At 58.6% G+C, this 11595-nt stretch carries 8 protein-coding genes; 4 read left to right on the top strand and 4 right to left on the bottom strand.

Features of this window, described 5'->3' with window-relative positions:
* Positions 1-337: 337 nt before the first annotated feature.
* The gene (locus ACJJU9_RS03890; protein ID WP_153331743.1) at positions 338-1501 is read left to right on the top strand and encodes a type III PLP-dependent enzyme; all 1164 of its coding nucleotides are present in this window, start codon (positions 338-340) and stop codon (positions 1499-1501) included.
* Positions 1502-1574: 73 nt separating this feature from the next.
* Here ACJJU9_RS03890 and ACJJU9_RS03885 read toward each other — a convergent pair whose 3' ends face one another.
* The gene (locus ACJJU9_RS03885; protein ID WP_407730099.1) at positions 1575-2333 is read right to left on the bottom strand and encodes a tetratricopeptide repeat protein; all 759 of its coding nucleotides are present in this window, start codon (positions 2331-2333) and stop codon (positions 1575-1577) included.
* A gap of 3 nt (positions 2334-2336) precedes the next feature.
* Positions 2337-3017, bottom strand: coding sequence for a Fe2+-dependent dioxygenase (locus ACJJU9_RS03880; RefSeq protein ID WP_407730098.1), 681 nt, complete (start codon positions 3015-3017; stop codon positions 2337-2339).
* 218 nt (positions 3018-3235) lie between these two features.
* Here ACJJU9_RS03880 and ACJJU9_RS03875 point away from each other — a divergent pair, with 218 nt between their 5' ends.
* Together ACJJU9_RS03875 and ACJJU9_RS03870 are read left to right on the top strand one after the other, a co-directional pair.
* Complete coding sequence (locus tag ACJJU9_RS03875) at positions 3236-5521, top strand: TonB-dependent siderophore receptor (protein WP_153331746.1); 2286 nt, start codon at positions 3236-3238, stop codon at positions 5519-5521.
* 139 nt (positions 5522-5660) lie between these two features.
* Positions 5661-8198 (top strand): PepSY domain-containing protein, encoded by a 2538-nt coding sequence (locus ACJJU9_RS03870; RefSeq protein ID WP_407730097.1) that lies wholly within the window; start codon positions 5661-5663, stop codon positions 8196-8198.
* 59 nt (positions 8199-8257) lie between these two features.
* Here ACJJU9_RS03870 and ACJJU9_RS03865 read toward each other — a convergent pair whose 3' ends face one another.
* Positions 8258-8611: a hypothetical protein gene (locus tag ACJJU9_RS03865; RefSeq protein ID WP_407730096.1), complete on the bottom strand. Its 354-nt coding sequence runs from the start codon at positions 8609-8611 to the stop codon at positions 8258-8260.
* A gap of 200 nt (positions 8612-8811) precedes the next feature.
* On the opposite strand from ACJJU9_RS03865, the gene ACJJU9_RS03860 reads away from it, so the two are divergent.
* On the top strand, positions 8812-9216 hold the full coding sequence (locus ACJJU9_RS03860) for an endonuclease domain-containing protein (protein WP_082158070.1): 405 nt from the start codon (positions 8812-8814) through the stop codon (positions 9214-9216).
* A gap of 641 nt (positions 9217-9857) precedes the next feature.
* Here ACJJU9_RS03860 and ACJJU9_RS03855 read toward each other — a convergent pair.
* Positions 9858-11594 carry a PTS fructose-like transporter subunit IIB gene (locus ACJJU9_RS03855; protein WP_407730095.1) on the bottom strand — a complete coding sequence of 579 codons (1737 nt, stop codon included), beginning with the start codon at positions 11592-11594 and terminating at the stop codon, positions 9858-9860.
* Between the last annotated feature and the right edge of the window lies 1 nt (position 11595).

Genomic DNA, 11595 nt, shown 5'->3' with positions numbered 1-11595 from the left:
CGCCCTATGGCGGGCTTCGTCTATTGGGCAGCGGGCAAAAAAGCCACGGTGGGAACATCACACCGTCATCAAGGTCGGTTACTTAAATAGCTCACTTTGGCGACCCGACGAAGGCTTATAAAAATGCGACATTTTTAGTTGATCTCAGCGCAGTCACGCCCTAAAGTTCGCGCCGAACATCCATGCTGGAAACGATCCATCCGGCTCAAGTACTGACGACGAGAGAGCAAGCTTTCGGCGGACATGCCTTGGGAAGTAGGCGAACCAAAGTGGGGATACGGAGGATGTTCATTTGCACCCATTGATTTATGACGTTTGCCACTAGGAGTCCCTACGTATGTCGATTCAGGTCGAAGAATATTTCGCGCGCGAAACCTTCCAAAAAATGAAGGCGTTCGCTGACACCCAAGAAACCCCGTTCGTGGTGATCGACACCGCCATGATCAGCCAGGCTTACGACGACCTGCGTGCAGGTTTCGAATTCGCCAAGGTGTATTACGCGGTCAAGGCCAACCCGGCCGTTGAAATCATCAACCTGTTGCGCGACAAAGGCTCGAGCTTCGACATCGCTTCGATTTACGAGCTGGACAAAGTGATGGCCCAGGGCGTGACGGCGGATCGCATCAGCTACGGCAACACCATCAAAAAATCCAAAGACATCCGCTACTTCTACGAAAAAGGCGTGCGCCTGTTTTCGACCGACTCCGAAGCCGACCTGCGCAACATTGCCAAGGCCGCACCGGGTTCCAAAGTCTACGTGCGCATCCTCACTGAAGGCTCGACCACGGCTGACTGGCCGCTGTCGCGCAAGTTCGGCTGCCAGACCGACATGGCCATGGACCTGCTGATTCTGGCCCGCGACCTGGGCCTGGTGCCTTACGGTATTTCGTTCCACGTGGGTTCGCAGCAGCGCGACATCAGCGTGTGGGACGCGGCCATCGCCAAAGTCAAAGTGATCTTCGAGCGCCTCAAAGAAGAAGACGGCATCGTGCTCAAGCTGATCAACATGGGTGGCGGCTTCCCGGCCAACTACATCACCCGTACCAACAGCCTGGAAACCTACGCCGAAGAAATCATCCGCTTCCTGAAAGAAGACTTTGGTGACGACCTGCCAGAAATCATTCTGGAGCCGGGCCGTTCGTTGATCGCCAACGCCGGGATTCTGGTCAGTGAAGTGGTCCTGGTCGCCCGCAAGTCGCGCACCGCTGTTGAGCGTTGGGTGTACACCGATGTCGGCAAATTCTCTGGTTTGATCGAAACCATGGACGAAGCCATCAAGTTCCCGATCTGGACTGAAAAGAAAGGCGAAATGGAAGAAGTGGTCATCGCCGGTCCTACCTGCGACAGCGCCGACATCATGTACGAAAACTACAAATACGGCCTGCCACTCAACCTGGCCATCGGTGATCGCCTGTACTGGTTGTCGACCGGCGCCTACACCACCAGTTACAGCGCTGTTGAGTTCAATGGCTTCCCGCCGCTGAAGTCGTTCTACCTGTAAGCCTTACAGAAAAACCTCCCCGGATGGGCCTCCGGGGAGGTTTTTTATGGCCTGACGGTGCCGCCGATGGGTGTCACACCGCCTGCTGTAAGGTGTTGATCCGCGCTTGATACACCTCACCCATGGCCCGAATGGCCGGCTCTTTGGCCTCAAGCAACGCGACGCGGCTGACCCGCAAAAACTTCAGGTTGCCGATGGCCTGGGCACGCTCCAGCCAAACCAGTGCGCCCTCTATATCACCGCGCTCGGCCAACACGGCGGCGTGGCTGAATTGCCCGCGAAAATCACCGGCATGGGCCGAGCGTTCATACCATTGGCGCGCGGCCTGCGGGTCTGCCGGGCAATAACGACCGTCTTCAAGGTAGCGCCCCAGCAAGTTCATCGACTTGGCGTGGCCCAAATGCGCGGCTTCGCGGTACAGCGCAAACGCTGCGTACTGGTCTTGCACCACACCGCGCCCGGTCGCCAGCAAGTTGGCGTAGTTGTACAGCCCCCAATCAAGCCCGCCCTGAGCAGCCAGGCGGTAATGGCTGGCGGCCGCGCGCTCATCCAGCTCGCACCCCCAGCCATGTTCAAGGCAACGCCCAAGCATGTTGCGCGCCATCAAGTGCCCGCCGTTGGCGGCAATGGCGAACCAGCGAAAGGCCAGCGGCACATCGCGCTCAATACCCTGCCCTTCCAGCAGGATCTGGCCGAGCAGCGCTTGCCCTTCAAGGATGCCTTGCTTGGCGGCCATCAAAATGGCTTGTGCGGCACGGGCCGGGTTCTCGGCGAGCATGCTTTGCAGTTGCTCGCCGCTGAGCAGTTCTTCGCGGCGTAATTGAAAGCTCATGGCTTACACCTCAACCCAGCGGCGCAACAGGTTGTGGTAGGTGCCGGTGAGTTGAATCAGTGACGGGTGATCGGGCACATCGCGGGTTAATTGCTGAATGGCGTTGTCCATCTCGAACAGCAAGGTGCGCTGGCTGTCTTCACGGACCAGGCTTTGGGTCCAGAAAAACGAGGCAAAACGGGCGCCACGGGTCACCGCGTTGACCTTGTGCAAACTGGTGCCGGGGTACAGCACCATATCCCCCGCCGGGAACTTGACCTGCTGTACACCGTAGGTGTCCTGGATCACCAGCTCACCGCCGTCGTAGTCCTCTGGGTCACTGAAAAACAGGGTAGCCGACAGGTCCGTGCGCACCCGCTCCGTGCTGCCCTTGGGCTGGCGCACCGCATTGTCGATATGAAAGTCGAAACTTCCGCCCCCGGTGTAGCAGTTGATCAGCGGCGGGAACACTTTGTGCGGCAGGGCCGCCGACATGAACAACGGGTTTTGCCACAAGCGCTCAATCATCGCCGCGCCGATTTCCTTGGCCAGCGGGTGACCTTCGGGCAATTGCAGGTTGTGCTTGGCTTTGGCGGACTGATACCCGGCGGTGATTTTGCCGTCAGCCCACTCTGTCGCTATCAACGCCTCACGGATGCGCTGGACTTCTTCACGGGAGAACAAGCCGGGAATGTGCAGCAGCATGGCGCGATACCTGAACAAGAGAAGGGTGCCAATGGTATTGATTCTTATTGATCGTGTAAAACTTTGTTAAAAAGTCGGGAGACGAATAGCCTTGCAAAACCCGTAACGGCAAATTGTAAAGAATGTAAATTTAGCGCGAATAGTAATCCCTCTCAATTGTTAGGAGGAATTGTTTGCACTATATTCCGCCCCTCAAATTCCGGGGGGAGGATCTTCAGATGTCGCGCCAACGTATAAAAATACCTGCCAATTCACCGCGTTTACTGGCTTCGGCCATCGGTGTAGCGCTCACGGCAACCTCTGCTAACCAGATGGCCCAGGCCGCTGAAAGCACCGAAAAGCCAGCGCAGGGCAACAGTATTTCTTTGGGTGCAACCACCGTGACCGGTGAACAGACCCAACAGTCGTACCAGACAGAAAAAGCCAGCTCCCAGAAGTACACCGCGCCGCTGGTCGACACGCCGCGCTCGGTCACGGTCATTCCGCAGCAAGTGCTGCAAGACACCGCCGCCACCTCGCTGCAAGACGCCCTGCGCACCGTACCAGGTGTGACATTTGGCGCAGGCGAAGGCGGCAACCCACAAGGCGACCGTCCTTTTATTCGTGGCTTTGACGCCCAGGGCGATACCTACCTGGATGGCGTGCGCGACGCAGGCGGGCAAACCCGCGAAATTTTTGACATCGAATCCATCGAAGTCAGCAAAGGCCCGAACTCGTCTTTCGGTGGCCGTGGCTCGGCGGGCGGCAGCTTGAACCTGGTGAGCAAGACTCCAAAACTGGGCGACTTCCTCAACGGTGGCTTCACCTACGGGTCAGACCAAACCCGCCGCTACACCGTCGACATCAACCGTCAGTTCCTTGACACCGCCGCGTTCCGTCTGAACCTGATGAGCCACGAGCAAAACGTCGCAGGCCGTGACTCGGTCAACTACGACCGCTGGGGCATTGCCCCCTCGCTGACCTTCGGCCTGGGCACCGACACCCGCCTGAACCTCAGCTACTACCACCTGAAAAGCGACGACCTGCCAGATTCGGGCATTCCTTACGGCTACGGCAGCGCCTCGAAAACCGCCGCGCACGTTCACGACAAACCGGATGACGGCGGCAACAGCAATAACTTCTACGGGCTCAAAGACCGCGATTTCCGCAAGACCCGTGTCGACATCAGCACCATCACGTTCGAACACGACTTCAACGATTCGATGACCGTGAAGAACACCTTCCGTCACGGCAACACCGGCCAGGACTACATCCTTACCCAGCCGGACGACAGCCAGCACAACGTTAACCAGTACGGTACCGTTTGGCGCCGCGCCAACACCCGTGTGTCGACGACCCAGACCACCACCAACCAGACTGACCTGTACGGTAACTTCAACCTGGCGGGCTTCAAGAACACCTACTCCACCGGTGTTGAGTTCACTCGCGAAGAAACCCGCGCCAGCGGCTACACCGTGACGCCGAACAGCAACCCTAATTGCACCCCTGACAAAGTCGGCAACAGCGGCGGCCAGTGCACCTCGCTGTCCAACCCGAACCCGAGTGACGAGTGGACTGGCACCGAAGCGCGCAACTACTACGGCACCAACACCGTGGGCGTGACCAAAGCCGCCTACGTGTTTGACACCATCGAACTCCACCCGCAATGGCTGCTCAACGCCGGCCTGCGTTACGACCAGTTTGATACCACCGCGAACACCAACGCAGCGAAGGGCCGTACCAAAGCCAAAAACGACAGTAACTTCTTCAACTGGCAAGCGGGCCTGGTCTGGAAACCACTGGATAACGGTAGCGTTTACGCCTCCTATGCCACCTCCGCCACACCACCCGGCGCGCTGGTTGGCGAAGGTGCAGAAGGCAACCCGCTGGTCACCACCAACAGCGTGAGCGACCTGAAACCTGAAGAAACCGTTAACTATGAATTGGGCACCAAGTGGGACGTGCTCCAGGACCGCGTGTCCTTGACCGCTGCGGTGTTTCGCACCGAGAAAAAGAACACCCGGGTCCTGACCGATGCGTTCACCTATGAAAACGCCGGCAAATCACGGGTTGACGGTATCGAACTGTCGGCCAGCGGCAAAATCACTGACAAGTGGCAAGTGTTTGCAGGCTACAGCTACCTGAAAAGCGAGCTGGTTGATTCAGGCTTGAAAGGCCGTAACGGTGTGGTAAGCGCCGGTTCCGACAAAGGTAACGAAATGCCGAACACGCCGAAAAACAGCTTCAGCCTGTGGACCACTTATGAAGTCATGCCGAAGCTGACCATTGGCGGCGGTGCGTTCTATGTCGACGCGGTCTATGGCGACACGGCGAACACCGTTTATGTGCCGTCCTACACTCGCTACGATGCGATGGCCAGCTACAAGCTGACCAAAAACATCGACCTGCAACTGAACGTGCAAAACCTGACGGACAAAACGTACTACGACAAAGCCTACGCCTCGCACTTCGCCAATCAGGCGGCAGGCCGTACAGCCTTGTTGACCACCAGCTTCCACTTCTAAGCGCGCAAGCCACTGTGGGCCAGCCCACAGCGATAACCAGTGCCCCGACCCAACCATGGCCGGGGCATTTGCGTGTAAACAACGCGGTCACGGCATAATGCGCGGTGACGCAATTCATTGAGCGAGCAAGGCGGCCGTCGTGTTTAAGAAAACCCTGTTCCAGCTGCACTGGTTTTTTGGAATAACCGCAGGGCTGGTCCTGGCCCTGATGGGCATCACAGGGGCGACCGTGTCGTTTCAGGACGAGATACTGGACTGGCTCAATCCGACTGTGCTCAAGGTCCAGAAGCTCGACAGCGGCGTGCTGCCGCCTGCCGAACTGGTGCGTAAAGTCGAGGCCACCGAAGGTAAACAAGTGGCCATGATTTGGGGCGGCATTGACACCGAGAGCGCCTCGCGCATCTTTTTCACCCCGCCGCCGGGCGAACGCCGTGGCCAATTGCGCTATGTTGACCCGTACACCGGCGACTACCAGGGCGACGTTTCGGGCCTGGGCTTTTTCAACCTGATGCTGCAACTGCACCGTTTTCTGGCCATCGGTGACACCGGCCGCCAGATTACCGGGGCCTGCACCTTGATGCTGCTGTTTTTCTGCCTGTCGGGCCTGTACCTGCGCTGGCCGCGCAAGGCATTGAACTGGCGCGCCTGGCTGACCCTGGACTGGGCGAAAAAAGGCCGCAGTTTCAATTGGGACCTGCATGCGGTTGCCGGCACCTGGTGCTTGATCTTTTACCTGTTGGCCGCACTGACCGGCTTGTCATGGTCCTACGAGTGGTACAACAAAGGCCTGCAAAAACTCTTCTCCGACAACCCGAATGCCGAGCAACGCAGAGGTGGACGTGGCGGCCCATCCGCGCCCGGAGTCGCCCCCTTGGTTGCCGATTACGACGCAATCTGGGCCAGTATCCAGAAAGCCGCCGGGCCCGACCTGAGCGTGTATAACGTGCGCATGCCGCCTGGTGCTGGCCTGCCCGCTACGGTTTTCTATCTATTGAAAACCTCGCCCCATGAGCGCGCGTTCAACCAGATCACCCTCGACCCGGCCACCGGCGTGGTGAAGCGCGTTGATCGCTATGACGATAAAAGCTACAAGGCGCAACTACTGACCAGCATCTACGCCCTGCACACCGGCAGCTACTGGGGCATCACCGGGCGTGTGCTGGTCACCGTTGCGTCCCTGACCATGCCGCTGTTCTTTATTACCGGCTGGTTGCTGTACCTGGACCGTCGGCGCAAAAAGCGTCAGGTCAAACAGGCGCGACAGGGCTTTAGCGACACCCAGAGCGATGCGCCGTCCTGGCTGATCGGCTTTGCCAGCCAAAGCGGTTTTGCCGAGCAACTGGCCTGGCAAACCGCCGGGCAATTGCAGGCGGCGGGCTTGCCGGTGCGCGTCCAGCCATTGGCCGCCGTCAGCGAAGAAGACCTCCAGCAGGCCAGCAATGCCTTGTTTGTGGTCAGCACTTTTGGCGATGGCGAAGCCCCGGACAGCGCGCGCGGCTTTGAACGTAAAATCCTCGGCCAACCGCTGGGCCTCAGCGCCCTCAAGTACTCGGTACTGGCCTTGGGTGATCGCCAGTACCCGCACTTCTGCGGCTTTGCCACCCGTATCCAGCAATGGCTGGCCGAGCGTGGCGCACAGTCGCTGTTCAGCCCGGTGCAGGTCGACAGTGGCGATCCCGAAGCCCTGCACCACTGGCAAGTGCACCTCAGCCAACTGACAGGCGCTGTGCCCGGCGCCAACTGGCAAGCGCCGAGTTACAACAACTGGACCCTTGAACAGCGGCAACTGCTGAACCCTGACAGCAGCGGTTCCGGGGTTTACCTGCTGGGCCTCAGCGCACCTGACGCCAGCTTCACCTGGCAGGCAGGAGATCTGGTTGAAGTAATGCCAAGGCAGTCGACGTGGGCGGTAGAACACCTGCTCGACGGGTTGGGCTTGTCGGCACACACACCGGTGCACCTGGACGGCCTGCAAGAAACCCTCGCTCAAGCCTTGGCCAGCCGCCAATTGCCAGAGAATCGCGGGCACTTGGTCGGCCTCCACGCCCAGGCGCTGGTGGACGCCCTGATCCCGTTGAACATGCGCGAATACTCGATTGCCTCGATCCCCCAGGACGGCGTGCTGCAACTGATCGTGCGTCAAGAGCGCCACCCCGATGGCAGCCTGGGCCTGGGTTCAGGTTGGCTGACTGAACATGCACCACTGGGCGCGGCGATCAGCCTGCGGCTGCGGCGCAACAGCGGCTTCCACCTGCCTGCCGAACCTTGCCCGTTGATCCTGCTGGGTAACGGTACCGGGCTTGCCGGGCTGCGCAGTTTGCTCAAGGCCCGAATCGCCCAGGGTCAGCAGCCAAACTGGTTAGTGTTTGGCGAACGCAATGCTGCGCACGACTTCTACTGCCGCGACGAACTGCAAGGTTGGTTGGCCAGTGGCGAGTTGGCCCGACTGGACCTGGCCTTCTCACGGGACCAGGCGCACAAGGTGTATGTGCAAGACCGGCTGCGCGAGGCCGCTGATGAACTGCGTCGTTGGCTGGCGGACGGTGCGGCCATTTACATCTGCGGCAGCCTGAACGGCATGGCAGCGGGCGTGGATCAAACGCTGATCGACCTGCTCGGGGCTGATGCGGTGCAACAGTTGATCGAGCAAGGCCGTTACCGCCGGGATGTGTATTAATCGATAAATACCGCCCTGATTAGTATCAGGGCGGTATTTTTGACCCGAATCCTTTTTATTTACTGCCTGATTTTTTTTAAAGACAAACACTGCGGCCTGGAGCAACCGTTTGTGTTTCTACACGCCTGGGTACAACTGTAGCCAGGGCGTTGTTTATTGTTTGCATCAATCAAGATGCACGTATCCGAAGTTCCTCCCTCAACTCTGCCATTGGCATTTTTATCCACACCGACAAACAGACACAACGCCGAGCCGCCACCAATCGGTAACATGTCACACGTCACCCCGCCCAGCAGCGCCGGGCCGCCATTGCACAGCGCCGCCCCATACGCGGGGGCGACAGCGCCCAGCAAAATAAATAACGCGCCGACGATAGAGTTGATAACCGTTTTTTTGATATGACCTCTTCTCATAATAAATCCCTTTAGTTAATACAGCCTGAAACATCCCTGTTTTACAAGACTAGGCAAAGAATCAGTAAATTATGTGCTTGAAACAAATAAAAGAACTTTCTTACAGTCAGCGCTGTTATATCCATGCTTAGTGGGCAGCAGCGGGGTTTTAAACAACTACGCTGAACTTGGCACATCAACTTTTCACAGGGAAGTGAAACATGCTGCCACGCCTCACCCATGAACAACGCCAGTTCGCCCGGCGTTTGCGCGTTGAACAAACCGACTGTGAGTTACACCTTTGGCAAAAGATACGCGCCAGACAACTGCTGAATCTAAAGTTCCGCCGCCAGCATCCCTGCCCGCCCTTTGTACTGGACTTCTATTGTGTTGAGTTGAAGCTGGCCATTGAACTCGATGGCGGCCAGCATTTTGATGCACAGTCGTTGGCCTACGACCGGCGTAGAACCGCTTACCTGCAAGGTCTGGGGATCACCGTATTGAGGTTTGATAACCGGCAGGTGCTTGAACAAATGAATGAGGTATTGGAAGAGGTACATCGCGTGGCCGGGCGAATGTTAAAAGCGCCCTCACCCCAGCCCTCTCCCTCCGGGAGAGGGAGCTGACCGAGTTGTTCTGGATTCAATGGCAATACTTTCAGACTGCAAAGATGCTCAAGCACCCCCCAATCGGTTCCTTCTCCCTCCGGGAGAGGGAGCTGACCGGGTTGTTCTGGATTCAATGGCAATACTTTCAGACTGCAAACATGCTCAAGCAACCCCCAATCGGTTCCTTCTCCCTCCGGGAGAGGGCTAGGGTGAGGGGCTTTTGCTCTCACGATTATTCGGGATGTTTCGCACAGCTTTGCCAATTGCTGCGTTTGCAGTACGGCGCCTATAGTCATCGCTCGCCCAAAAGGCGACCGGATTTGGCGATCTGGGATGCTCAAGAATAATGCGTAATTGCTATATACGGCTGAGCGTGGGAGATCTTCAGATCTGCCGGTTTTTGCTTGGGGTTACCGGTTCGCCAACCCACGTACAGCGGCCACCTGTTTTTGATCCTGCTGCGCGAACGTCCTGAGCTGGCGTTTACAACCTGACTAAGCGAGATGGCTGGCCCTCACCCCAACCCTCTCCCTCCGGAAGAGGGAACTGACCGAGTCGTTTTCGATATCAACGCCAAAGTCAGCAGACCGCAGCCAATCAACAGCAACCCCCAATCGGCTCCCTCTCCTTCGGGAGAGGGCTGGGGTGAGGGGCTTGCGTCACGCCTTGGCCGTTTCCAGCGCCATGTCCACGGGCTCCGGGCGTTTGATCAGGGCGTAGACCACTGCGGTCACCAGGCTGCCGGCCACGATCGCCAGCAAGTACAGCAACGCGTGGTTGATGGCATTCGGGATCAACAGCACGAACAACCCGCCGTGCGGCGCCATCAGTTTGCAGCCGAAGTACATCGACAACGCCCCCGTCAGCGCACCGCCCACGACGCTGGCCGGGATCACCCGCAGCGGGTCTTTGGCCGCAAACGGGATCGCGCCTTCCGAGATAAAGCACAGCCCCAGCACCATCGCCGCCTTGCCCGCTTCACGTTCGGTCTGGGCGAATTTGCGACGTGCAATCAGGGTCGCGATGCCTAACCCAATCGGCGGCACCATGCCCGCCGCCATGGTCGCAGCCATCGGTGCATAACTTTGCGAGGCCAGCAAACCGACCGAAAACGCATACGCCGCCTTGTTGATCGGCCCGCCCAGGTCGACACACATCATGCCGCCCAGCAACACGCCCAACAGGATCGCGTTAGTGGTGCCCATGCTGTCGAGGAAATGCGTCAAGCCTTCGAGCATGCCGGCCACCGGCTTGCCGACCACGTAGATCATCACCAGGCCGGTGAACAGGCTGGCAAACAACGGGATGATCAAAATCGGCTTCAGCGCTTCAAGGCTTTGCGGCAACCGTGCATAACGGCTGATCGCCTTGGCGCAGTAGCCGGCAATAAAACCGGCAATGATCCCGCCAATAAAACCAGCCCCCAAGGTGCTCGCCAACAAGCCGCCAATCATCCCCGGCGCCAGGCCTGGACGGTCAGCAATCGAGTAGGCGATGTAACCCGCCAGCAACGGCACCATCAATTTAAAGGCCGCATCGCCACCGATTTGCATCAGCGCCGCAGCCAGGGTGCCCTGCTCTTTATAAGCGTTAATGCCGAACACAAAGGACAACGCGATCAGCAAGCCGCCCGCCACCACCATCGGCAGCATGAACGACACACCGGTCAGCAGGTGTTTGTAGACGCCGGTTTTTTCTTGCTTGGCCGGGGCCGCACCGCCCGTTGCCGCGCTCTCTTGCCGGCCTTCGGCGAGGGCTTTTTTCAGCGTGGCTTCGGCCTGTTTAAGCGCAATGCCGGTGCCGCAGCGGTAAATTTTCTTGCCCGCAAAACGCTCAGTCGGGACTTCAATATCAGCCGCCAACAGCACCACGTCCGCGTCGCTGATGGCCTGGGCACTCAACGGGTTGCGGGCGCCAACCGAGCCTTGGGTCTCGACCTGCAGGTCGTAACCCAAACGCTTGGCCGCCTGTTGCAAGGCTTCAGCCGCCATAAAGGTGTGCGCAACGCCCGTCGGGCAAGCAGTAACGGCGACAATTTTAGGTGTGTGAGCCTGCTCAATAACCTCAGCCTCAATGCTGGGGGCGGTATACACCTGGGCTTCGTTGACGCCGCGCAGCAACACGGCTTCAACATCTTGCAGGGCCTGGGCCGGGCTGCTCTGGAAGACCCGTTTGCCAATAAAACGCTGCATGTCCAACGGCGTGCTGCTGACCACCAGCACCCACTCCGCTTCGTCGATGGTCGCCTTGGACAACTGACGCTCAGGGTGCTTGGGGTCATGCACTTCTACGCTGGTGCTCCAGCCCTGACGCTGCGCGGCGGCATCGAGCAAGCGGGCACACAGCACGCTGGTCACCATGCCGTTGGGGCAGCCCGTCACAATGGCTAATTTCATG

Origin of the sequence: Pseudomonas helleri, from assembly GCF_045830615.1 — a bacterium.
GTDB lineage: Bacteria > Pseudomonadota > Gammaproteobacteria > Pseudomonadales > Pseudomonadaceae > Aquipseudomonas > Aquipseudomonas helleri.
The sequence above is the reverse complement of the archived record's forward strand: the minus strand, read 5'-3'. Positions and strand labels throughout refer to the sequence as shown.

What these genes read in the sequence shown, in the direction of transcription:
- ACJJU9_RS03875 (WP_153331746.1), top strand. Translation starts at nt 3,236, where the DNA reads ATGTCGCGCCAACGTATAAAAATACCTGCCAATTCACCGCGTTTACTG.
- ACJJU9_RS03865 (WP_407730096.1), bottom strand. Translation starts at nt 8,611, where the DNA reads ATGAGAAGAGGTCATATCAAAAAAACGGTTATCAACTCTATCGTCGGC.
- ACJJU9_RS03885 (WP_407730099.1), bottom strand. Translation starts at nt 2,333, where the DNA reads ATGAGCTTTCAATTACGCCGCGAAGAACTGCTCAGCGGCGAGCAACTG.
- ACJJU9_RS03860 (WP_082158070.1), top strand. Translation starts at nt 8,812, where the DNA reads ATGCTGCCACGCCTCACCCATGAACAACGCCAGTTCGCCCGGCGTTTG.
- ACJJU9_RS03890 (WP_153331743.1), top strand. Translation starts at nt 338, where the DNA reads ATGTCGATTCAGGTCGAAGAATATTTCGCGCGCGAAACCTTCCAAAAA.
- ACJJU9_RS03855 (WP_407730095.1), bottom strand. Translation starts at nt 11,594, where the DNA reads ATGAAATTAGCCATTGTGACGGGCTGCCCCAACGGCATGGTGACCAGC.
- ACJJU9_RS03880 (WP_407730098.1), bottom strand. Translation starts at nt 3,017, where the DNA reads ATGCTGCTGCACATTCCCGGCTTGTTCTCCCGTGAAGAAGTCCAGCGC.